Origin of the sequence: Actinomadura sp. 7K534 (assembly GCF_004348575.1) — a bacterium.
Classification (GTDB): Bacteria; Actinomycetota; Actinomycetes; order Streptosporangiales; family Streptosporangiaceae; genus Spirillospora; species Spirillospora livida.
On sequence record NZ_SMKB01000035.1, the window covers coordinates 1 to 22,203 of the forward strand.

22 protein-coding genes are annotated in these 22,203 nt (G+C 75.0%); 4 read left to right on the forward strand and 18 right to left on the reverse strand.

What is annotated here, in order from left to right:
- Positions 1 to 531 (reverse strand): MFS transporter (locus tag E1266_RS10255; RefSeq protein WP_165966016.1); only part of this gene is annotated, 531 nt, incomplete at its 3' end.
- A 207-nt stretch (positions 532 to 738) separates the two neighbouring features.
- On the opposite strand from E1266_RS10255, the gene E1266_RS10260 reads away from it, so the two are divergent.
- On the forward strand, positions 739 to 1,746 hold the full coding sequence (locus E1266_RS10260; protein ID WP_132046081.1) for an iron-siderophore ABC transporter substrate-binding protein: 1,008 nt from the start codon (positions 739 to 741) through the stop codon (positions 1,744 to 1,746).
- Between the two features lie 57 nt (positions 1,747 to 1,803).
- Here E1266_RS10260 and E1266_RS10265 read toward each other — a convergent pair whose 3' ends face one another.
- Positions 1,804 to 2,673: a PHB depolymerase family esterase gene (locus tag E1266_RS10265; RefSeq protein WP_132046082.1), complete on the reverse strand. Its 870-nt coding sequence runs from the start codon at positions 2,671 to 2,673 to the stop codon at positions 1,804 to 1,806.
- Positions 2,674 to 3,198: 525 nt separating this feature from the next.
- Here E1266_RS10265 and E1266_RS10270 point away from each other — a divergent pair.
- Positions 3,199 to 3,651, forward strand: coding sequence for a MaoC family dehydratase (locus tag E1266_RS10270; protein WP_132046083.1), 453 nt, complete (start codon positions 3,199 to 3,201; stop codon positions 3,649 to 3,651).
- A 9-nt stretch (positions 3,652 to 3,660) separates the two neighbouring features.
- On the opposite strand, the gene E1266_RS10275 is transcribed toward E1266_RS10270, so the two are convergent.
- The 9 genes from E1266_RS10275 to pfkB form a co-directional block, all read right to left on the reverse strand.
- The gene (locus E1266_RS10275; RefSeq protein ID WP_132046084.1) at positions 3,661 to 4,263 is read right to left on the reverse strand and encodes a TetR/AcrR family transcriptional regulator; all 603 of its coding nucleotides are present in this window, start codon (positions 4,261 to 4,263) and stop codon (positions 3,661 to 3,663) included.
- Between the two features lie 121 nt (positions 4,264 to 4,384).
- A complete protein-coding gene (locus E1266_RS10280; RefSeq protein WP_132046085.1) occupies positions 4,385 to 5,146 on the reverse strand; it encodes a DeoR/GlpR family DNA-binding transcription regulator in 762 nt (253 codons plus the stop codon).
- Positions 5,147 to 5,176: 30 nt separating this feature from the next.
- Entirely contained in the window at positions 5,177 to 6,901 is a 1,725-nt protein-coding gene (ptsP, locus tag E1266_RS10285) for a phosphoenolpyruvate--protein phosphotransferase (RefSeq protein WP_132046086.1), read from the reverse strand.
- The gene (locus E1266_RS10290) at positions 6,894 to 7,178 is read right to left on the reverse strand and encodes an HPr family phosphocarrier protein (RefSeq protein WP_131979043.1); all 285 of its coding nucleotides are present in this window, start codon (positions 7,176 to 7,178) and stop codon (positions 6,894 to 6,896) included. Before E1266_RS10290 ends, ptsP begins: the two co-directional genes overlap by 8 nt.
- A gap of 16 nt (positions 7,179 to 7,194) precedes the next feature.
- Positions 7,195 to 8,235, reverse strand: coding sequence for a zinc-dependent dehydrogenase (locus E1266_RS10295; protein WP_132046087.1), 1,041 nt, complete (start codon positions 8,233 to 8,235; stop codon positions 7,195 to 7,197).
- The gene (locus E1266_RS10300) at positions 8,232 to 8,726 is read right to left on the reverse strand and encodes a PTS sugar transporter subunit IIA (protein ID WP_132046088.1); all 495 of its coding nucleotides are present in this window, start codon (positions 8,724 to 8,726) and stop codon (positions 8,232 to 8,234) included. The genes E1266_RS10295 and E1266_RS10300 overlap by 4 nt, the downstream gene beginning before the upstream one ends.
- Complete coding sequence (locus E1266_RS10305; RefSeq protein ID WP_132046089.1) at positions 8,719 to 9,018, reverse strand: PTS lactose transporter subunit IIB; 300 nt, start codon at positions 9,016 to 9,018, stop codon at positions 8,719 to 8,721. Before E1266_RS10305 ends, E1266_RS10300 begins: the two co-directional genes overlap by 8 nt.
- Before the next feature lie 38 nt (positions 9,019 to 9,056).
- On the reverse strand, positions 9,057 to 10,238 hold the full coding sequence (locus E1266_RS10310; protein ID WP_132046090.1) for a PTS mannitol transporter subunit IICB: 1,182 nt from the start codon (positions 10,236 to 10,238) through the stop codon (positions 9,057 to 9,059).
- A gap of 82 nt (positions 10,239 to 10,320) precedes the next feature.
- The gene (gene pfkB, locus E1266_RS10315; protein ID WP_132046091.1) at positions 10,321 to 11,259 is read right to left on the reverse strand and encodes a 1-phosphofructokinase; all 939 of its coding nucleotides are present in this window, start codon (positions 11,257 to 11,259) and stop codon (positions 10,321 to 10,323) included.
- A 348-nt stretch (positions 11,260 to 11,607) separates the two neighbouring features.
- Between pfkB and E1266_RS10320 the strand changes: the two genes are divergently transcribed.
- The gene (locus tag E1266_RS10320; protein ID WP_132046092.1) at positions 11,608 to 12,489 is read left to right on the forward strand and encodes a DMT family transporter; all 882 of its coding nucleotides are present in this window, start codon (positions 11,608 to 11,610) and stop codon (positions 12,487 to 12,489) included.
- Between the two features lie 55 nt (positions 12,490 to 12,544).
- Here the strand turns inward: E1266_RS10320 and ligA are convergent, their stop codons facing one another.
- The 5 genes from ligA to E1266_RS10345 all read right to left on the reverse strand — a co-directional run bounded on the left by ligA (position 12,545) and on the right by E1266_RS10345 (position 18,931).
- The gene (ligA, locus tag E1266_RS10325) at positions 12,545 to 14,536 is read right to left on the reverse strand and encodes an NAD-dependent DNA ligase LigA (RefSeq protein ID WP_132046093.1); all 1,992 of its coding nucleotides are present in this window, start codon (positions 14,534 to 14,536) and stop codon (positions 12,545 to 12,547) included.
- 67 nt (positions 14,537 to 14,603) lie between these two features.
- On the reverse strand, positions 14,604 to 15,782 hold the full coding sequence (locus E1266_RS10330; protein ID WP_132046094.1) for a PucR family transcriptional regulator: 1,179 nt from the start codon (positions 15,780 to 15,782) through the stop codon (positions 14,604 to 14,606).
- 104 nt (positions 15,783 to 15,886) lie between these two features.
- Complete coding sequence (locus tag E1266_RS10335; RefSeq protein ID WP_165966017.1) at positions 15,887 to 17,116, reverse strand: acyltransferase; 1,230 nt, start codon at positions 17,114 to 17,116, stop codon at positions 15,887 to 15,889.
- Between the two features lie 286 nt (positions 17,117 to 17,402).
- Positions 17,403 to 18,200 (reverse strand): SAM-dependent methyltransferase, encoded by a 798-nt coding sequence (locus E1266_RS10340; protein WP_165966018.1) that lies wholly within the window; start codon positions 18,198 to 18,200, stop codon positions 17,403 to 17,405.
- 287 nt (positions 18,201 to 18,487) lie between these two features.
- A complete protein-coding gene (locus E1266_RS10345; RefSeq protein WP_132046097.1) occupies positions 18,488 to 18,931 on the reverse strand; it encodes a hypothetical protein in 444 nt (147 codons plus the stop codon).
- 235 nt (positions 18,932 to 19,166) lie between these two features.
- Here E1266_RS10345 and E1266_RS10350 point away from each other — a divergent pair, with 235 nt between their 5' ends.
- Positions 19,167 to 19,727, forward strand: coding sequence for a hypothetical protein (locus tag E1266_RS10350; RefSeq protein WP_132046098.1), 561 nt, complete (start codon positions 19,167 to 19,169; stop codon positions 19,725 to 19,727).
- Between the two features lie 10 nt (positions 19,728 to 19,737).
- On the opposite strand, the gene E1266_RS10355 is transcribed toward E1266_RS10350, so the two are convergent.
- Positions 19,738 to 20,655, reverse strand: a complete 918-nt coding sequence (locus E1266_RS10355) for a sensor histidine kinase (RefSeq protein ID WP_132046099.1) — start codon at positions 20,653 to 20,655, stop codon at positions 19,738 to 19,740.
- 326 nt (positions 20,656 to 20,981) lie between these two features.
- A complete protein-coding gene (locus tag E1266_RS10360) occupies positions 20,982 to 22,070 on the reverse strand; it encodes a glutamate--cysteine ligase (RefSeq protein ID WP_132046100.1) in 1,089 nt (362 codons plus the stop codon).
- Between the last annotated feature and the right edge of the window lie 133 nt (positions 22,071 to 22,203).

Consider the following 22,203-nt stretch of genomic DNA (forward strand, 5'->3'; position numbering starts at 1 on the left):
GTTCCACCCGACCCCGAACCCCGCCACCACGAGCCCGCCGAGCGCGGGCGAGACCATCGACCCGAGCCGCACGGTCAGCGCGTTGAGCGCCCCCGCCGCGACGAGCTTGTCCGGCGCGACCAGCGCCGGCGTCGCGGCCAGCAGCGCGGTGACGCTGACCCCGGTGGCGAGCCCGTCCCACGCCGCGAGCACGTAGACGGCGGCGACGGACGGGGCCGGCAGGAACGCGTTGAGCGCCAGCAGCGCGAAGCCGATCCCCGCGGCGGTCCGCGCCCGCAGCATCAGGCGCCGCCGGTCGTGCCGGTCGGCCAGCACCCCGCCCCACAGGAACCCGGCGAGCAGCGCGAACCCCTCGGCCCCGGCGACGGCGCCGACGTGCACCGTCGACCCGGTCAGCGCGTAGACCTGGAGGGGGACCGCCACCGCCAGCATGCCGATCCCGAAGACCGAAACCGTGCGCGCCACGAACACGTCCCGGAACGCCTTGCTGTCCCGCAGGGGGCTGACGTCCATGGCCACACGCCGCAGCATTGCCGGGGTTCTCCTCTGCCGATGATCGATCGAGGGGAGCCTAGCCCCGGCTGATCTGCGGTGAGAGGGCGGCCCGGCGCGGCGGACGGGGCCGGGGCCCGTGAGCCGGGTCATACGATCAGGATCTTGATGATTTAGGTGAGGCTAACCTAAGATCACGCCGACCATAATCATGATTCTGGAAGGCCCGGTCCTCTTATGCGCACCATGATGCGGCGTGCCGCCATTGCCGCGGCGCTCGTCCTCAGCCTGGGCACGGCCGCCGCGTGCGGCGACGACGAACCGGCGGGGGAGGGCGCCGGCGGGGCGGGCGGCGGCGCCTTCCCCGTGACGGTCGCGCACAAGCTCGGCACCGCCACGATCGAGTCCGAGCCGAAGCGGATCGTCGCGCTCGGGGAGATCGACCAGGACGTGCTGCTCGCGCTCGGCGTCACGCCCGTCGGCATGGCGGAGCTGACCGGGGTGCAGGACGACGGGCTCGCCCCCTGGAACGCTCCGAAGATCACCGGTGCGCGGCCCAAGCTGCTGAAGGCGGGCGAGGCCGGGCACAATCTGGAGGAGGTCGCGGCGCTGCGGCCCGACCTGATCCTGGCCGCCGGCGACTTCTACATCGACAAGGAGTACGAGAAGCTCTCCAAGCTCGCGCCGACCGTCGCGTACGAGACCGGGCCCGCCGAGGACGCCTGGCAGCAGATCACCCTCCAGGTCGCCAAGGCCATCGGCCGGCCCGACGACGGCAGGGAGCTGGTCGGCGAGGTGGACGGCCGGATCGCCCAGGTCAAGGAGGAGCACCCCGAGCTGAAGGGCCGGACGTTCGCGTTCACCAGCGTCTTCCCGAACGGGAACATCGCCGTGATGAAGTCCCGCGAGGACACCAGCGTCAAGCTGCTCGGCCAGTTCGGGATGGAGCTGCCCGAGTCGCTGGAGAAGCTCCCCGGTGCCGGTTTCGCCGCCGAGCTCAGCATGGAGAAGATCTCGGTGCTCGACGTGGACGTGCTGATCAGCCACCACAACGACGACCCGGCCACGAAGAAGCGGATCGAGGAGAGCAAGCTTTTCGCCGACCTCGCGGTCGTCGAGCGCGGTTCCTACGTGCCGGTCAGCCTGCAGGAGTTCTGGCCGCTGCGCACGCCGACCCCGCTGTCGGTTCCCTACCTGATCGAGCAGGTCGTGCCGAAGATCGCCGCGGCCGCGGCCAAGGCCGAGTCCGCCTGAACCCGGTTGAGCGCGCCTGAGCACGGCGGGGTCCGGCCGGGCCCCGCCGTGCTCCGCTCAGGCGGCCTTCGGGAGCGACGGGCGGGCGGTGAAGAAGTCGAGCATCAGGCCGCTGGCGTAACCGGGCCATTCGTGGCCGCCCTGCTGCTCCGTGCAGAGCGCGACGACGAGCGGTCCGGGGCCGGTGCCGACGCAGCCGTCCGGGCCGCCGGGCACCGGCCACGACAGCGCGGGCAGCCGGTTCAGCCACCGCCAGTACTCCATGGTGACCTGGACGGAGAAGAACGGGAACTCCACGCCCGCGTCCATGTTCCCGCCGCCGTGGTAGGGGACGGACGGATCCCAGGTCCCGTGGAACGCCAGCACCGACGTGGGGTGGGCGGGCGTGCAGCCGATGGCGAGGGCGCCCGACACCACCGCGATCCCGGCGACCCTCGCCGAGCGCTCGCACGCGTAGCGGTAGGCCATGCCGCCGCCGTTGGAGAACCCGGTCACGAAGACCCGGCGCGGGTCGGCCACGCCCTGCTCCACCAGGGTGTCGATCAGCTTGTCGAGGAAGGCGACGTCGTCGACCCCGGCCCAGCGGGCGAACCAGCAGCACGCCCCCGCGTTCCAGGTGCCGAGGAGGCCCTCGGGGTAGGCGACGGCGTAGCCGGCCGCGTCGGCGGCCTCGTCCAGGCCGCTCTGCCTGCGGACGTACTCCGGATCGTTCAGGCCGCCGTGGAGCGCCACGACGAGCGGCACCGGCTCGCGCGGCCTCCGTTCCGGCGGGAGGTGCAGGAGGTAGGGGCGGTTCCAGTCGCCCATGGCGATCGTGTGCTCGGACGTTCCTGGAGCGTCGTCGGACGCCCCGGCGGGCAGGGGGTGGGCGCCGAGCGTCGCGAGTAGGGTCGCGACGATCGTCGCCGCCCGCGCGGCGATCTTCATAGCGCAGATCTAACGCGCGCGGCGCCGCCGTCGCTACGTACGCGCGCGTACAAAAGTCGAACTCGTTTTGTGGCCTGATGTACAGCTTGCCCACGTTCCGGCACGTCGCTGCGATTTCGCCGTCCGTGGCCCGTATCGCCCCCGTCCGAGGGGCGCGGCTGGGACACTGGTCCCCGGAACCGGTGCCGGGACGCGCGCCCTTGCGGGCCATGCGCGGCACCGGCCGAACGGCGGCGTGCGTGACACCTCACGGCACGCGGGCGCTGTGCATGGTGAGCCGGAGGCGTGGCGGTGCCGGCGGGCCGTGTGCAGGAGGGGGGTCCGCGCGTCAGCCGCACGCGCCGGCGACCTGCCGGCGGGCCGGAGGGCCTCGCGGCGCCGGGGCGGACGCCGCGGGGCCGTCCCGCCCGCCGGCCGGGGGCGGTCCGCGCGCTGCGGGCCGTCCATCCCGGACGTTGCATACCAACCGGTCGGTATGTTGAGATCTGAGGAGTCACGGCAGGTGTCTTTCACGGAGGTCGCGGGATGCGGACGTTCAGCGGAGTGGACGAGCTGGAGAAGGCCGTCGGCGGTCACCTGGGCCGCAGCGAGTGGCACACGATCACGCAGGAGCGGGTCGACCTGTTCGCCGACGCGACCGGCGACCACCAGTGGATCCACGTCGACGCCGAGCGGGCGGCGCGGGGCCCCTTCGGCGGGACGATCGCGCACGGCTACCTGACGCTGTCGCTGCTCCCCATGCTGGCGTCCGAGATCTACCGGGTCGAGGGCCTGTCGATGGGCGTCAACTACGGCTCGGACAAGGTCCGCTTCCCCGCGCCGGTGCCGGTCGGCTCGCGCGTCCGCGCGGGCGCCGAGCTGCTGTCGCTGGAGCGGGGGCCGTCCGGGGCGCGGGCCAAGGTCCGCGTGACGATCGAGCGCGAGGGGGGCGACAAGCCCGTCTGCGTCGCCGAGATCCTCTCCCTGCTGGTCGAGTGACCCGCCCGGTCAGCTCCTGAGGCCGTTCAGGAAGAGGTCGACGTAGTGCTCGCTGATGGCGGCCGTGTCGAGGGGGCCGTCCTGGCGGTACCAGCTGCCGATCTGGTGGACGGTGCCGAAGAAGAAGTGCACCGCGATGTCGGCGGGCGTGCGGTCGCGGAACGCGCCCTCGCGCTGGCCCTCCTGGACGAGGGCGCGGAAGCGCTCGTGGTAGCGGCGGCGCTCGGCGCGGACGGCCTCGCGGTGGTCGCGGGACAGCAGGTGGGTGGAGCGGAAGAAGACGGTGAAGTCGTCCAGGTGCCGGAACGAGGTGTCGAGGACGTCGACGGCCGCCGCGCGGAGCCGCTCACCCGCGCTGCCGGGGCCGTCCGCGATGCGCTCCAGGCGTGACATCTGCAGCCGCAGGAGCCGGTGGTAGATCTCGTAGAGGAGGTCGTCCTTCGAGCCGAAGTAGTGGTACATCGCGCCCTTGGTGACGCCCGCCGCGTCCACGATCTCCTGGACCGAGGTGTTCTCGAAGCCCTTCTCGGCGAACATGCGCGTCGCGACGGCGAGCAGCCTGCCGGGGAGGGGCAGGTCGCCGGTGGCCTCGTGCGCGGGCGCCCGCGTCATGCTTCCCCTCCGTCCGGGATCGGCCGGAGTGTCCCTCCGACCCCGGCGCGGCGCCGACAGCCTACCGGCAGGCGGGACGGCCCGCCGCCGCGGCCGGCCCGGCGGCCCGCCCGGTCGCGGGTCACGCCCGGATGATCTCCGGGCCCGCGGCGGCGAGGTCGGCGGCCAGGTCGGTGTCCAGCCCGGTGTCGGTGATCAGCACGTCGATGTCGGCCAGCCCGGCGAACCGCACCAGGTGGTCGTGGCCGATCTTGGTGCGGTCCGCCAGCAGCACCCGGCGCCGCGACGAGGCGATCATCGCCCGCTTCACCGCGGCCTCGGCCTGGTCGGAGGTGGTCAGCCCGCGCTCGGCCGAGCAGCCGTTGGTCGCCATGAACGCGACGTCCACCCACAGGTCGGCCAGCGGGCGCAGCACCCAGTCGTCCACGGTGGCGAGCGTCCGGGCGCGCACCCGCCCGCCGAGGATGATCACGGTGAGGTTGGGGCGGGCGGCCAGCACCGAGGCGTGCGGCGGCGAGTTCACGATCACGGTCAGCTCGCGGTCGGCCGGCAGCAGCTGGACGAACCGCGCGGTGGTCGTGCCGGCGTCCACGATGATCGAGCCCTCGTCGGGCAGTTCCGCCAGCGCGGCCTTGGCGATGCGCTGCTTCTCCTCGGTCATCACGGCGTCCCGCGCCGCGAGCTCGGGCTCGAAGCCGAGCCGCTCGACCGGCATCGCGCCGCCGTGCACGCGCCGGACCGTCCCGGCCCGCTCCAGGACGGTCAGGTCGCGGCGGATCGTCTCGGTGGTGACCGAGAACTCCTCGGCCAGCGCGACCACGTCCACCCGGCCTTTGGAGCGCGCCAGCGCGAGGATCGCCTGCTGTCGTTCTTCGGCGTACATGACCGTCGTCCCACCCGTCCCGTCGCGCTCCTAACCGCCTCCATTGTGGTGGGCCAGGGCCAGTCCGCGCGCCTCGGCCGGGCCGTCGGCGGCCAGCGCCCGCTCGGCCAGGTCCGCGCACTCGCCGAACGTGCGCCGCAGCAGCGCGGCGCGCACCGTGGGCAGCGCGCGCGGCGCCATCGACAGCCGGGTCACGCCGAGCCCGGCCAGCACGGGGGCGAGGAGCGGGTCGGCGGCCGCCTCGCCGCAGACCCCGACGGACTTGCCCGCGGCGCCGCCCGCCTCCGCGCAGCGGGCGACCAGGTCGAGGACGGCGGGCTGCCACGGGTCGAGCAGCTCCGGGACGTCGCTGCTCTGCCGGTCGGCCGCGAGGGTGTACTGGCTGAGGTCGTTCGTGCCGATGCTGAGGAAGTCCGCCTCGCGCAGGATCCGCGCGGCCCGCAGCGCGGCGGACGGCACCTCGATCATGACGCCGGCCACGGGCAGTCCGCGGTCGCGGGCGAGTGCGACGAACTCGTCCGCCTCGGCCGGTGTGGACACCATCGGCGCCATGACGGCGACCCGGGCGCGGGTCCCGGCGGCGGCGCGGGCGATGGCCTCCAGCTGGGTGGTGAGGACGTCCGGGCGCCGCCGGGCGACGCGGAGGCCGCGGACGCCGAGCGCCGGGTTCGGCTCCTCCGGCATGCGCAGGAACGGCAGCGGCTTGTCGGCGCCCGCGTCCAGCGTCCGGACGACGACCGTCCGGTCGCCGGCGGCCGCGAACACCTCCGCGTACGCGGCGGCCTGCTCGTCCGGCCCGGGCTCCTCCCGGCGGCCGAGGAAGAGGAACTCGGTGCGGAACAGCCCGACGCCTGCGACGCCGGTGAGGTCGACGCCGCCGAGGTCGGCGGCGGAGCCGATGTTGACCATCAGGTCGACCGGGCGGCCGTCGGCGGTGCGGCCCGGCCCGGCGGGGACCGCGGCCTCCCGGGCGGCCGCCGCCCCCCGCGCGTTGATCCCGGCCGCCTCCCGCTCGGTGACGCCCGTCCGGACGGTGCCGGTCGTCCCGTCCACCGAGACCGGCTCGCCGGGGACGGCCGCGCCGAGGATCCCGGCGCAGCCGACGACGGCGGGCAGGCCGAGCGAGCGGGCCAGGATCGCGGTGTGCCCGGTGGGCCCGCCGCGCTCGGTGACCAGCGCGAGGACGGCGCCGGTGTCGAGCGCGGCGGTGTCGGCCGGCGACAGGTCGTCGGCGACGAGGACGAACGGGTGCCCGGGGGACGGGACGCCCGGCACCGGGCGGCCGAGCACCGCGGCGACGGCGCGGCCGGACAGGTCGGCGAGGTCCGCGGCCCGCTCCGCGAAGTGGCCGCCCGCCGCCAGCAGCGCCTGCGCCGCCTCGGCGAACGCGCCGTGCAGGGCGTGGGCCGCGTCCGCGCCCCGCTCGACGCGGCTCCGGACACCGGCGGCCAGCATCGGGTCCGCGGCCATCGCCGACTGCGCCGCGAGGATCTCCCGGGCCTCCGGCGTCGGCGCGGCCGCGGCCCGCCGGTCCAGCTCGGCCTCGACCGCCGCCAGCGCGCGCACGGCCCGGCCGGTCTCCGCCTCCGGGTCGGTGACGGCCCGGGGCGGCGGAAGCTCGGGGGCGGGCCCCATCACCTCCGCCGGCCCCGCCGCCGTGCCCGGGCTGACGCCGAGGCCGCGCAGCTCCGCCGCGGGCCGCCGCGGCGCCGCAGCCGCGGACGGTGCCGCTTCAGACGGTGCCGCTTCAGACATGGTCCGGCTCCTCGGCGTCCAGGTCGCCGGCGAGCAGCTCGGCCAGCTCGTCCAGGACGGCGTCCGCGCCGTCGCCGTCGGCGGACAGGACCACCTCCGTCCCCTGGGCGGCGCCGAGCGACAGCACGCCGAGGATGCTGCTCGCCGGGACCGGCGCGCGGTCCCCGGCGCGGATGGACACCGGGACGGGCTGCTGCGCGGCCCGGTGCACGAAGATCTTCGCGGGGCGGGCGTGCAGGCCCTGCGCCGAGCCGATGATGACGGTGCGTTCGGGCACGGCTGCCTCCTTCGGGTCAGGGTTCGATCGTCACCTTGATCGCGGCGCCCCGCGTGACGAGGTCGAGGGCGTCGTGCAGGGCGTCCAGGGGAAGGCGGTGGGTGATGAGGTCCTCGACCGGGACCCGCCCGGAGCCGATCAGGTCCAGCGCGCGGGCGTTGTGCGCGGGGCTCGACCCGTTCGCGCCGACCAGGGACAGCTCCCGGTAGTGGACGCGGTTGGCGTCGACGGAGATGACCGGGGCGTCCTTGGGCAGCCCGCCGAACAGGCTGACCCGGCCGCCGGGCGCGACGAGCCGCTGCGCCTGCTCCTGCGCCGCGCCCGATGCCGCCGCGGTGATCGCGACGTCCGCGCCGCGGCCGCCGGTGAGCCCGCGGACCTCCGCGACGACGTCGGCGGCGCTCCCGTCGATCGCGGCGTCGGGCTTCACGATCGCCGCGGCCTGGGCGAGCCGCTCGGCGTTGACCTCGACGAGGAACACGCGGGCGGCGCCGCGCGCGCGGGCGACCCGCACGTGCAGGCAGCCGACGGGCCCGGACCCGAACACCACGACGTCGTCGCCCTCGCCGACGCCCGCCAGCTCCTGGCCGTTGAGGACGCAGGCGAGCGGCTCGGCCACCGACGCCTCGGCGAACGAGACGCCGTCCGGGATGCGGTTCACCCCGTCCACCGCCAGCACCTTCGCCGGGACGATCATGTACTCGGCAAACCCGCCGTCGTAGTGGTACCCCATCGACTCCTGCGCGTCGCAGACGGTCATCCGGCCGCGGCGGCACTCCGGGCACGCGCCGTCGGGGATGGCGGCGATGACCTGGACGCGGTCGCCCGCCGCCCAGCCGGCGACGCCCGGGCCGGCCTCGGCGACCTCGCCGGCGATCTCGTGCCCCATCACCCGCGGCGGGTCGATGTGGTGGTGCCCGAACCGGGAGATCTTGACGTCGGTGCCGCACGTCGAGCAGTTGCGGACGCGGATCTTCAGCTCACCCGGGCCCGGCGTCGGCTCCGGCGCGTCCTCCAGGCGGATGTCGCCGGGTGCGTAGAAACGGGCGACCTTCATACGGCGTGTCCCTGTCCAGTCTGTAGCGGGTCTGTCGTCTGCTCTTCTTCGGCGCGCGGGTCGAGGAGGGCGAGGATCCGGCCGGGATCGTCCGCCTCGCGCAGTTCGCGCGCCTTGTCGGGGTCCATTAGCACCTGTGCCAGCTCGGTGAGGATCTCCATGTGGCCGTCGCCGCGCGCCGCGATCGCGATGCACACGGTGACGGGCTCGCCGTTCCAGTCCGCCCCCTCGGGGAACCGGACGAAGGCCAGCGCGTCCCGGCGGATGAGGTCGCGGCCCTCGTTCGTGCCGTGCGGGATGGCCACGCCCTCGCCGAGGTAGGTGGAGATCGACCGCTCCCGGTCGAGCATCGCGTCGATGTAGCCGGGCTCGGCCGCGCCGACGTCCACCAGGACCTGCCCGCACACGCGGACCGCGTCGTCGCGGCCGGCGGCGCGGGCGTCCAGCCGGATCGCCTCGGGGGCGAGGAGGCCGGCCGCCCGGTCAGCCACCGACCTCACCGCCGTCCTTGATCGCCTTGACCAGCCGGTCGACGGCGGGGTCGCCGAGGTAGACCTCGAACGTGACCACGGGCGCGCCGCCCGCGCCGCGCCGGGCGCGGTCGGCGAGCCCGGTGTGCGTGACGACCACGTCGGCGTCGGCCGGGATGGAGTCGACGGGGGTGTGCTCGACCGTCACGTCGCTCTTCTTCAGCGCCTTGCGGAGCTGGCCGGCGAGCATGACGCTGCTGCCCATGCCGGCGTCGCAGGCGATGACGAGCTTGCGGACGTCCTTGCCGTTCATCGTGATGTGCCTTTCGGGAAGGGGCCCGGGTGCCCGGGTCAGCGGGTGCTGGTCTCCTTGGCGGTGTCGCCGGCGCCCTCGGCGGCGGCGTTCTCATCCTCGGCCGGGGCGTCCGTGCCCTCGGCGGCGGCGTTCCCGTCCGTGTCCTCGCCCTCGCCGCGGGCCTCGGCGAGCTTGCCGAAGCCGAGCAGGGCGGCGCCGACGACGAAGGAGACCGCGGTGGAGGCGAGCATGCCGGTGTAGACGCCGATCCAGTTGCCCGCGCCGCGCGGCGTCTGCGCGAGGTAGGCGAAGATGCTGCCCGGCGACGGGGTGGCGACCAGGCCGGTGTCGCTGATCATGAAGATCGCCACGCCGGTCATGCCGCCCGCGATCGCGGCGAGGATCATCCGCGGCTTCATGAGGATGTACGGGAAGTAGATCTCGTGGATGCCGCCGAAGAAGTGGATGATCGCGGCGGCCGGGACGGTCGGGCGCAGCCGCCGCGGCCCGAAGAACCAGTACGCGAGCAGGACGCCGAGGCCGGGCCCGGGGTTGGACTCCAGCATGAACAGGATCGACTTGCCGGTCTCGGCGGCCTGGTCCACGCCGATCGGGCCGAGGACGCCGTGGTTGATGGCGTTGTTGAGGAACAGCACCTTCGCGGGCTCGATGAGCACGGACGTGAGCGGCAGGACGTCGTGGTCGACCAGCCAGCTGACGCCGTCCCCGGCCCAGTTGGTGAAGGTGTTCATCACCGGGCCGATCGTCAGGTTGCCGACGACCGCCATGGCGCCGCCGATGATCCCGGCGGAGAAGTTGTCGACGAGCATCTCGAACCCGGTCCGGACGCGCTCCTGGACGAGGCCGTCGAAGAGCTTCAGCAGGTACGCGGTGAGCGGGCCCATGACCATCGCGCCGAGGAACATCGGCACGTCGGCGCCGACGATGATGCCGACGGTGGCGACCGCGCCGACGACCGCGCCGCGCTGGCCGTGCACCATCCGGCCGCCGGTGTAGCCGATGAGCAGCGGCAGCAGGAACTTGATCATCGGGTCGACCATCTCGGCGAGGCCCTCGTTGGGCAGCCAGCCGGTGGGGATGAACAGCGCGGTGATCAGACCCCACGCGATGAACGCGCCGATGTTCGGCATGACCATCCCGGCCAGCTTGCCGCCGAACCGCTGGACCTGAGCGCGGAGCCCCGTACCCGTGGGCTCTGGGGTGTAGTCGGTGGCCATTTCGGGCCTCCTGTCGATCGGGGGTGGGTTCTCTCGGATGTCGGTGACCGGAGCTCGTACGGCGGGGGGCTCTCGCGGGCGGTCAGGTGACGAGGGGCCGGGCGAGGTCCGGCCGCGGATGGATGCGGACGATGTCGCGCCGGATGTCGTCCCCGGCCGGCATCCGGCTGGCGGGCAGCCGGACGGCGGCCGCGCCCCAGGCGAGCGCTTCGGCGAGGGCGGCGGGCCCCCGCGCACCGCCGGCGAGGAACCCGGCGAGCAGCGCGTCGCCGGCGCCGACCGTGCTGCTGGGCCTGGAGACCGGCGCGTCGCCGGTGAGGACGCCGTCGTCGTCGACGAGCACCGCCCCCTCGGCGCCGAGGCTGACCAGCACCGCGCGGGCCCCGCGCGCCCGGAGCTCCCCGGCGGCCTCGACGACGTCGGCGATCGTGCCGACGGGCCGGCCGACGGCCTCGGCGAGCTCCTCCCGGTTCGGCTTGATGAGGTCGGGTCCGGCGGGGACGGCTTCGCGCAGCGCCGCGCCGCTGGAGTCGACCGCGACCCGGATGCCGTCCGGCGCGAACCTGCGGCACAGCGCGGCGTAGGTGCCGTCCGGGACGCCGGGCGGCAGGCTTCCGCAGCCGACCACCCAGCTCGCGGCGGCGGCCTCGGCCTCGACCGCGGCGGCCAGCTCCTCCAGCTCCCCGGCCGCGACCGGGCCGCCGGGCTCGTTCAGCTTCGTCGTGACGCCGCCCGGCTCGACGATCGTCACGTTGGACCGTGTCCGGCCCGCGACGCGCACGGCGCGGACCCGCATGCCCTCGGCCTCCAGCAGCCCGCGCAGCCGGTCGCCGTCGGCGCCGCCGACCGCGACCACGGCGACGGAGCCGACGCCGTTGGCCAGCAGGGCGCGGGAGACGTTGACGCCCTTCCCGCCCGGGTCGACCCGCGCCGACCGCGCCCGGATGACCTCGCCGCGCGTCAGCACGTCCACCTCGATCGTGCGGTCGAGGCTCGGATTGAGCGTGACCGTGACGATCATGCGGGTGCCGTTCCCCGAGGCATGTGGTTTCCTTCCCGTTTGATTTTGTTTCCCTTGTATTTATGCCCGTTTGCGGCCGGGGTCAAGAGCTACCCGGGAGTTTTCCCAGGAAAAAGCTGTGCCCGGGTCCGGGCGGCGCTGGGAAGCGTGTGGGAACGCAGGCCCGCAGCGGTCCGCCGAGGCCGTGCCGGCGGGCACGGGCTGCCGGGCCGGGCGGCCGTCTTGCGGGCTACCGGCCGATCATGGGAAGGATGTCCGGAGGGCGGCGGGCGGACGAGGACGGGGGAGAGGCGTGGGGAGCCGGTCCGGAGCGGACGCGGCCGGGGTCGAGCGGCCCCGGACGCCCTGATGGCGTGGTCGGTCTGCCTCAGCCTCGCCGCCGCGTTCCTGTTCGCCGCGGCCGCCACGCTCCAGTACCGCGCCGCGAGGCGCGCGGTGGGCGGCGGCATGGACGCGGCGGCCGCGCACGGGCTGATCCGCAGGCTGGTGCGGGACCCGGTGTGGCTCACCGGCTGGGTCGTGAACCTGGGCGGGTTCTTCGCCCAGGCGGCCGCGCTGCACTTCGGGTCGACCGCCGTCGTCCAGCCCCTGCTGGTCACCCAGCTGGTCTTCACCATCCTGCTCGGCGCGGCCGGTGCGGAGCGCGGCCTCCTCCGCACGGACCTGCTCGGCGCCGTCGCCGTGTCGGCGGGCCTCGCCGTCCTGTTCACGGTCCCGGGCGCGGTCCCGCCCGCGGGCGAGCCGTCGCGGCCCCGGCTGTACGTCGCGGCGCTGATCGCCGTGCCGCTCGTCGCCGTGCTGTCCCGGGCGGCGTGGCTGCGGAAGGGGCCGGTGCGCGCCGCGCTGCTCGGCGTCTGCGCGGGGCTGTGCTTCGCGGCGAGCGCGGTGCTGATCAAGCTCACCACCGCGAGCCTCCTCGACGACGGCGTCGCCGCCACCGCCGCCGACTGGCCGGGCTACGCGCTGGCGGGCAGCACGCTCTGCGGGCTCCTGATCGAGCAGCGGGCCTTCGCGGCGGGGTCGCTGCCGGCCGCGATGACCGCGATGACGATGACCAACCCCATCGCCTCCTACCTGGTGGCCGTCCTCGCCTTCGACACGATGCCGCCGCGGACCGCGGCGGCGTTCGCCGCCCTCACCGGCAGCGTCGTGCTCCTCACCGCCGGGGTCTCGCTGCTGTCGCGCTCCGCGGCCGCCGCCCGGCACGGCGGCGGCCCGCCCGGCCGCTGACCCGCCCGGGGCCGGCGACCCGGCGGCACGGGACGCGCGTTCGGCGCGCCGGAGGTCAGATGACGCCTGCCTCGGTGAGCCAGCGCCACAGCCGGTCCTGCTCCACGACCGCGACCCCGAGCTTCTCGGCCTTGCCGGTCTTGGCGGCGCCGACGTTGTCGCCGGTGAGCAGGTAGTCGGTGCCGGCCGAGACCGAGGAGGCGGTCGTCGCCGCGGCCTGCTCCACCAGGCGGGTGACGTCCGGCCGGCTGATCTTCGCGCCCGAGCGCGGGTCGGTGAACGCGCCGGTGATCACCACCGACGCGCCCTTGAGCGGCGAGTCGCCCGCGGCCGCGGCGTCGACCGGCCGGTCCTCGGGCAGCACGTCGAGGTGGACGCCGCGCTCGCGCAGCGCCACGAGCTCCCGCCGCACCTCCGGGCGGGCGAAGAAGGCCACGATGCTCTCGGCGGCCTTGGGCCCGATGTCGCGGATGGCCACGAGGTCCTCGGCCGTGGCCGCCGCGACGTCCTCGATGCGCTCGTAGCCGGCCAGGCACAGCCGCTTGGCGGTGCCCTCGGAGGCCATCGGGATCGCCAGCCCGATCAGCGCGCGCCGCAGCCCCAGCCCCTTGGAGGCCGCGATCGAGTCGACCATGTTCCGCGCGCTGACCTCGCCCATCCGCTCGTAGCCGAGCAGCTGCTCGGCGGTCAGGTCGTAGAAGTCGCTGCGGTCGCGGAGCACGCCGTCCTCGGCGAGCTTCTCGATCCACGTGTCGCCGACGCCCTCCATGTCGGCCGCCTGGCGCGAGGCCCAGTGCATGAGCCGGCGCGTCGCCTGCGCCGGGCACTGCGGGTTCAGGCACCACCGCTCCTCGCCGGTGCCGCGGACCTCCAGCTCGGAGCCGCACGACGGGCAGTGCGCGGGCGGGACGATCTCGGTCTCGGTCCCGTCGCGCCGCTCGGGCAGCGAGCGCCCCGCGAACGGGATCACGTCGCCGCGCCGCACGACCGCGACCGTGTCGCCGATCCGCAGGTCCCGCTCGCGGATCAGGCGCGGGTTGTGCAGGGTGATGTTCTCCACCGTCACGCCGCCGACGAACACCGGCGCGACCTTCGCGCGCGGCGGGACGCGGCCGATCTTGCCGACCGGCCACTCGACCGACAGCAGCGTCGTCAGCTTCTCCTCCGGCGGGTACTTGAACGCGATCGCTCCGCGCGGCTCGGCGCTGTTGAACCCCGCCGCGTCGAACGCGGCCGGCTCGTGCAGCCGCACGACCGCGCCGTCGATGTCGTAGTCCAGCCCGTCGCGGCGGGCGCCGATGGCGTGGACGGCGTCCATCACCCCGGCGGCGTCGGCGCACACGTACTGGGCGACCGTCTCGAAACCCGCCGGGACCTCGACCGCGGCGCCGTCGCGGTCGGCGCCGAAGGCGAAGAACCGCAGCAGCCGCTTCGCCTTCGCGGCCGCCTCCGGGTCCTTGAGCACCAGCGTCCCCGCGGCGCCGGACCGCGGGTTGGTCAGCGTCCGCTCGGGATGCGCCTCGTTGTAGGCGGACCACACCGACCGCAGCATCACCGCTTCGCCGCGGACCTCGACGCGCCCGGGCGCATCGATCTCGGCCGGCAGCCCCGGGATCACGTGGCGCACCTTCGCGGTGACCAGCTCGCCGACCGCGCCGGTGCCGCGCGTGGCGACGTAGTCGAGCCGCCCGTCGGTGTAGACGACGCTGAGCGAGAGCCCGTCGAGCTTCTCCGACACCCGGAAGACCTGGCCCCCGAACCGCTCGCAGAACGTGCGGATCTGCTCCTCGCTGGTCGCCTTGGCCAGCGAGAGCATCGGGCGCGCGTGCCGGACGGTCGGGCCGGTCAGTTCCGCCGGCGCGTTGACCCTGCCGAGCGGGCTGCCGGCCGGCTCGAGCTCCGGATGCTCGGCGACCAGCGCCGCCAGCTCGTCCTTCAGGGCGTCGTAGTCGGCGTCGGGCAGGGGGCTGTCGCCGGCGCCGTAGTACAGGTCGTTCAGCCGCGTGACCTCGGCGGTCAGCTCGTTGATGCGCTTCGCAACGTCCACACCCCGATTAAACGGCACCGCACCGACAACCGGGCCGGGCGGACGACCGGCCTGGCGGACGACGGGGCTAGGCGGACTTCTCGGCGCGGGCGGTGCGGACCAGCCAGCTCAGCATGAGCATCAGGTCGAGCCTGCCCTCCGGCTCGGTGAACCGGCCGTCGGTCAGCTCGGTGATGCGGCGCAGGCGGTAGCGGACGGTCTGCTCGTGGATGTGCAGCCGCTCCGCCGCGACGACCGCGTTGTCCCCGCACTGCAGGTAGGTCAGCAGAGTCTCGGCCAGCGGCAGCCGGCGGGCCGGCGCCAGGTCGAGCAGCGGTCCGAGGACGGCGCCCGCGGTCGCGCCGACCAGCTCCTCCGCGGCGAGCGTCGCCAGCGGCGCGATGTGGTCGACGCACCGGACCGGGGCGCCGCCGGGCAGCAGCCCCCGCTCCGCGAGCGAGAGCGCGTGCCGGGCCCAGCGCAGCGACACCGCGCCCTGCCCGACCGGGACGGTCGGCCCGAGCGCCGCCGTGCCGAGCCTGCGCAGCGCGGGCCACAGCCGGTCCTGGCCGGGGCCCTCCGGATCGGGCACCACGAGGTACGGGACCGGGGCCTCCCAGTCGGCCAGCACGGCGGGCGGCAGGATCCGCGCCCCGGCGGGCGCCCCCTGCGGCAGCGCGACCAGGCCGATGCTCTTCGGCAGGTCCCAGCGGGCCGCCACCGCCACCTCGGCGATGGTCTCCGGGCCGGGCGACGGCTCGGCGACCAGCAGGTCCCGCAGCCGGTCCCGGCGCCGCTCGCGCTCGGTCGCGAGCTGCCCCTGCTCCCGCGCGTACCCCTGCGCGGCGGCGTCGGCGACCCGCGCCAGCAGCATGAACAGCGAGTCGGTCAGCCGGCCCAGCGTCTCCCGCGACCAGCCGAGGCGGTAGGCGTCCATGATGAAGCGGCGGCACGCGACCTGGCTGCTCACCCGCATCGCGTTCTGCAGGGCGTCCAGGCTGCGGCCCTGCCTGGCCTCCTGCTCCCCGAGCTGCATGTACAGCTCGGTCAGCTTCCGCGCGTCGGCGTTCGGGTGGTCGACGGAGTCGACGAAGAACGCGACGGTGTCGCTGACCGTCCGCTCGACCCGCTTGGCGTACTCGCCGCCGTCGTCGCCCGCGTACTCGGGCACCTGGTCGCGGATCTCCCGCTCCATCTCCGCGACGGCGGACTGGAGGTGCTGGCGCAGCAGGTCGGGCAGCTCGGCGGGCATGGGCCCCTGTGTCATCGGCTATCCGTTTCCGCCGGGGGTGGGGGTGGAACGGCCTCACCCTAGGCAATAAAGGGAAAAGCTGTCACCACACCCGTCCGTCCCCCGGGACCGGGCCCTGGTCACGACCGGGCGGGCCGCGGCGCGCCGCGCGGCGGGGCGGCCCGCCGCCCGGTCAGCCGGCGGCCGAGGCGCTGAGCGGGGAGTTCGACGTAGCGGTACGCCATCGCGGCGGCGAGCAGGACGACCGTGGCCAGCACGACCCCCCAGCCGAGCCGGACGACGCCGGGCAGCTTCTGCGGATCGCCGCCCGCGGCGTACCAGACGCCCTGGATCACGAGCGGGTGCAGCAGGTAGACCGAGTAGCTGACCGTCCCGGACCACACCAGGAACCGGGGCATGGGCTTGGCGCGCAGGGCGAGCCCGGCCAGGAACGTCAGCCAGGCGGCGCCCACGGCGATCGACCAGTCGGCGCCGAGGGGGTTCGGGTTGGCGTGCAGCGCCCAGCTCGTCGGGGCGCGCAGGCCCGCCGCGAGCGTGAAGACGGGGACGACCGCGACCATCGCGACGGCGGGCCAGGTGCGCAGCCGCCCGTCCTGGATGCCGCGGACGGCGGTCCCCGCGAACATCGTGGCGATGATGCACAGGCTCTCGATGGCGCCGATCCGGCTGTTGAGGACGAGCAGCGTGAGCGCGAGCGTCGCCACGACCGCGACCCCGGCCCGGCGCAGCGGCCGCGGCCCGCCGAACATCGCGGCAAGCCCGCCGGCCATGAGCAGCACGGTCACGAGGATCGTCCCGTCCGGCCACCGGGAGGCCAGCAGCCCGGACGGCAGCGCCACGCCCATGATCGCCGCGCCGACGCCGAACCCCAGCGCCACCCGGGCGCTGGACCGGTGGACGCCCGCCACGAACATCGCCGTCACCAGCAGGTAGAAGACCATCTCGTAGGACAGCGTCCAGAAGACGTTGAGGACGTTCGGCACGCCCAGCAGGTCCTGGAGCATCGTCAGGTGCGCGACGGCGGACGCCCACGGCCGCTCGCCGAGCCCGCCGGGCAGCCCGTAGGAGACGCCGGCCGCGCCGAGCGCCAGCGCCAGCAGCACCGCCACGCCCCAGAGGGGGTACAGCCGGAAGAACCGCCCGGCCCAGAAGTGCCGGACGCTTCCGCGCCGCTCCAGGGAGAACGGCACGACGTAGCCGCTGACGAGGAAGAACACGAACACGCCGTACCGGCCGAAGTCGAACCAGGGGCTGGCCGTCCGGCGGACCTCGGGCAGCAGCACGTCGAGGGAGTGCTCGAAGACCACCACCATGGCGGCCAGGCCGCGCAGGGCGTCGAGCCAGTCCATCCGGGGCGCTGTCTCCGTGCGGGAGCCGGTCTTTCCTTGCGGTGGAGTCAGGGTGTTCGCCGCCATCCGGGCCACCCTAGGGGCCGACCGTTCCGGGTTTCGAACGGGCGGAGGTGGCCGGCCCTGACGCGGGCGCACCGGCGGCTGACTCAGCGTGACCGGCGCGGGGCGGCCGAAGGGCGCCGGGAGCAGGGCTCCCGGGAGCTCGGCGCCGGCGCGTCCCGGCGGCCGCGGCGGCGACGGACTGTGATCAAGCCCACACTCGCCGGGCGCCGGGCGGGGACGGTCAGCGGACGCCCACCGCGCCGTACATGACCGCCTCGGGGGCCGCCGTCCGGACCGCGCCGCCCGGATGCCCGCCGCCGAGCGGGACGAGGCCGGGCGACAGCGGGCGGAATGGTCCGAGCAGCCGCGCGATCTCCCCGGCGCCGCGGGGGAACAGCGGGGCGGCGCCCGCCTCCCGGTGGAGCCGCGCCGCCGCGGCGACCGCGGCCGGCGCGAAGTCCGCGGTGGCGTGCGAGACGACCACGGCGCTGCCCGGCGCGGCCGTGCCCGCCAGCGCGGCGACGAGGCCCCCGGCCGCGGGCAGGTGGTGCAGGACGGAGGAGAAGACGAACGCGACCGGCTCGGCCGGGTCGAGGAGGCGGCGCACCTCCGGGCTGCCGAGGATCGCGGCGGCGTCGCGGACGTCGGCCCGCAGCGCGGCGATGTTGCCGCCGTCGATCAGCAGCGCGCGGGCGTGCGCGATGACGAGCGGGTCGTCGTCGACGTAGACCACGCGGCTGCCCCCGGTGTGCCGGGCGGCCATCTGGTGCAGGTTGTCGTCCCTGGGCAGCCCGCAGCCGAGGTCGAGGAACTGGCGGACGCCGCGGCCGGCCAGCAGCCGCACGGCGCGGCCGAGGAAGCCGCGGGCGGCGCGCGCCGCGTCCGCGGCCTGCGGCAGGGCGGCCAGGATCCGCTGGGCGAGCTCGCGGTCGGCGGCGTAGTGGTCCTTGCCGCCGAGGAGGTAGTCCTGGACGCGGGCCGACGCGGGTCTGTGCAGGGCGAGGACCGTCTCCGGTGCCCGCGCGGCGGCCGTCGTCATGTCGCTTTCACCTGATGCCTTCACAGAGGGGAGCGGTGTGCCGGCTCCTTCGACGGTAAGCGGCCGGGGCGGGGCCGGGGTCGCCGCCTGCGGCCGTCCGTCCGCACCGCCCCCGCGGCGTGGCCGCATGGGGTCAGGCGCGTTTGGCGGTCTCGTACCTGTCCAGAGGCGGACGGCGGCGGGCATCAGGCACGGGGCCCGGACGCGGCGCGGGCGGGCCGCCGTGCGGCGTCCGCCGCCCGTGGCCGCATTCGGCCGCCCGGCCGTGCCGGAGCGCGCGGCCGTGCTCAGTCGCGGCCCCGGCGCTTGGCGCGGGCCCGGCCGAGTTCCTCCAGCAGGAGCGCCGTGCCGATGCCGATGAGCCAGGTGTCCTTGGCGAGCCCGATGCCCTGCGTGGTGGGTCGCAGCCCGCCGGGCTCCCGCATGCCGGGTATCCGCAGGTACAGGCCCGTCAGCCCGCCCGCGAACGCGGTGAGCGCGGCGCCGGCGACCGCCGACGGCACCACCGGCAGGATCAGGGCGGTCCCGAGTGCGACCTCGGCCCTGGCGAGGTTGCGCGTGAACTCCTGCGGGCTCTGCGACTTCAGGACCGGGTAGGCGGTCTGGGCCATGCCGTGGGTCTGCTCGGCCGCCTCTTCGTCGCCCTTGAGCTTCGACAGTCCGGAGTTCAGGACGAACGCGCCGACGATCAAGCGGACGGGCATCTGGTGAGCGCGAGCGAGAAAACGCATCGTTCCCCATAAGGATCGGGTGGTTCAGGCAGCCCGGATGATTCCCGTGGTGCGTCCGCTACACCCGGAAACGGGTCAATTCTCGACATTCCGCCGTCTACGCCGCGGGGCGCAGGCGGCGGGCACCGGACTGCGCCGCGGGGAGCAGCGCGAGTGCATCCGGACGTCCGACGACCGCCCCGGTGACGCCCCTGGACGATCGGGACGTCGGCACAGAGAACCAGGGAGCGTTGAGATGTCCGCTGTCCAGACCCGGCCGCCCGCCACCGCCGCCGCCCCGGCGGCGCAGCGGTGGCGGCCCCGCCCGGCCACCCGCAAGCTGCTCATGGTCGTGCACGTCGTCTCGTCCGTCGCGCTGCTGGGGGAGGTGTGGGGCCTGGTGCTCCTCAACCTCACCGCGACGCTGACCGCCGACGGGACGCTCGCGAACTCCGCCTACCGGCTCATGTCCGTGCTGGTGTTCGGCGGTGGCATCCCGCTCAGCCTCACCGCGCTGGCCAGCGGCATCGCGCTCGCGCTCGGCTCCAAGTGGGGCCTCGCGCGCCACTACTGGGTGTTCGCGAAGCTGCTGCTGCTGATCGGGGTGGTACTCGCCGGGATGCTGCTGTTCACTCCGGAGGCCATGGCCGACGCCACCGCCGGCGGCGTTGCGCCACCCGCCGGGCGGGGCGGGCAGCAGGTCGCGGTCGTGTCCGCCCAGCTCGCGATGCTCCTCACCGCCACGGTCCTGTCGGTGTTCAAGCCGCGGCGCCGCATCGCCTGGCGGCGCCCCCGGGCCGCGGCGGACCGGCCCTGACGCGGTGCCGTCACCTGCGCATGTAGACGCGGATCGCGGTGCCGGCCGGGCCCGTGTGGACGCGGACGAGGTCGGCCAGGTGGTGGACCATCAGGATCCCCCGGCCGCCGTTGGGGCTCATGTCGGCGGGACGGCGGCCGGCGAGCGGGTCGGTGATCGTCCCGGCGTCGCGGACCTCGCAGAGGACGTGGCCGTTCTCCGCCCACAGCCGCGCCGTGCCCGAGCCGCCGCCGTGCAGGCACGAGTTGGCGGCCAGTTCGTTCACGGCGAGCTCCAGGTCGCCCACCGTGTCCGGGCGGAGGCCGAAGCGGGCGCCCCAGTGGCAGGCGAACTCGCGGACGAGGGGCAGCGCGTCCAGGTCGAACCTCATCGAGACCGCGTCCCGCGGTTCCGGGAACGGCCGGTTGTAGGCGCGGACGACGCGCTCGGGCGCGTAGTCGCCGCTCGCCCGCTCGCCGCCGCGGTCGATCACGACGGGGTGGGTGGCGCGGGCGTCCGCGATCACGGCCGGATCCAGGCCGGCGACGTCGTAGGGGCAGAGGATCGACACCCGGCGTCCCTCGAACGCCATGTTGATCAGCGCCTCGTGCTGGGCGCAGGCCGGGTACTCGTCGGCCGTCCGGCCGGGCCAGATCGGCTCGCCGATGATCCGGACGCGCCCGGCGGTGTGCCGGTCGGCGAACTGGCGCAGCACGCCCGGGATGATACGGCCCGGGTTGCGCCCCGCCCGGGTCATGTCCAGCCAGGTCACCCCGGCGGCCGCCGGGCCGAGCGCGTCGCGCAGCAGCGCGAGGCGGGCCGGCGGCACCGCGACCGCGACGGGCTCCCCGGCTTCGCGGCCCGCGCGCACGAACGGCACGGTGCCGGCGAGGTACTCGTCGTCGCCGCGGTAGAAGAGGGCGGGGTGGACGAAGGCGCTACGGTTCATGCCCGGCCCCCGGGCGCGGGACTCATAGCGCGGTCACTCCGATCGGGACCTGTTCTCTGACCATGTCTTCCAAGCGAGCGTACGCGGAGGACACCATCGCGCGAGACCGGCCCACACGCGCATCCCCCGAGGCCAAGCTGATCTGTCGAGCTGATCTTTCCGTGGACGACGAACACCTCACGACTACCCGGAGATGACCGTCGAAAAACGGACGATACCCGGGAAATCACGTTCGGCGATCATCGAATCGCTTCCGCGGGCCGTCGAATCGCTTCCGGGCGCCGGCGGGCCGCCTCAAGATCATCGGTGTGGACCGCCGGTCCGGTTCACCGGTCGCGCAGGATCGCGGCGTCGACCACGTCGGTCAGCCGGCCGCGCCTGCGGTAGGCGCCGCGCTGCCGCTCGGCGCCGGTGCCGCCCGTCAGCAGCCGGCGGACGCCGCCGGCGACGGTGCCGAGGTCGCCGCTGTCGCGCAGCGCGGGCAGCACGTGCGCCAGCAGGTCGCCGGCCAGTTCCCGGTGGCCGGCGGGCCGGCCGGTGCGCACGTCCATGCCCGTCCCGGCGAGGCCGTCCCGGGCGGCCAGCCAGTACGCCGCGCGCAGCATCTCCTGGGACGGGTCGGGCGCCCGCTCGCCGGCGTCCACCGCGGCGGCCGAGACCTGCACCAGCGCCCGGATCAGCGCGGCGAACGCGGCGGCGTCCCCGGCGGTCGGGGCGACGTCGGCGAGCCGGATCTCCACGGTGGGCAGCCGCGCCGACGGCCGCACGTCCCAGAAGATCGTGCCGGTGTCCATCAGGGCGCCGCAGCCGAGCAGCGTCCCGACGAGGTCGTCGTAGTGCGCCGCCGACTCGAAGTACGGCGGCGGGCCCGCGACCGGCCACCGCGCCCACGCCATCACCCGCCAGCAGGCGTGGCCGGTGTCGCGGCCGGACCAGTACGGCGAGTTCGCCGTCAGGGCCAGCAGGGTCGGCAGCCAGGGGCGCAGGTGGTTGCTCACCTGGACCGCGCGCTCGCGGTCGGGCATCTCGACGTGGACGTGGCACGAGCAGATGCTCTGCTCGTCGTCCAGGCCGCGGTAGACCGCGCGGCTCTCGGCGTAGCGCGCACCGGCGGCGATCGGCGCGGGGATCACCTCGCCCAGGACGGGCGTTCCGGTCGCGGCGAGCCGGACGCCCTCGGCCGCGGCGGCGGCCGCCATCGCCGACCGCATCGACCGGATCTGCTCGTCGAGCTTGCCGAGGTCGTCGCACGGCGGCGTCTTGGCCTCGGCGAGGAAGTCGACCAGCTCGGTGGAGGCGCGCTCGCCGAGCGCCGCGGACGCCCGCCGCACGACGGCGGCGGCCCGGGGGACGACCTCCCGGGAGACGGGATCGACGACGAAGTACTCTTCCTCGATACCGAGTCGCAGGGGCATCCCACCACCTCGGGCTCGGGGCGACGCAGGCGGCCACTTCCCTTCGACCGTACGTCGCCGCCGCCCCGTTCGCACCCGCCGACCGGCCGCCGGGAAGGTCCCGGGGATCCTCTTTACCCCCTTTTGATCCGCC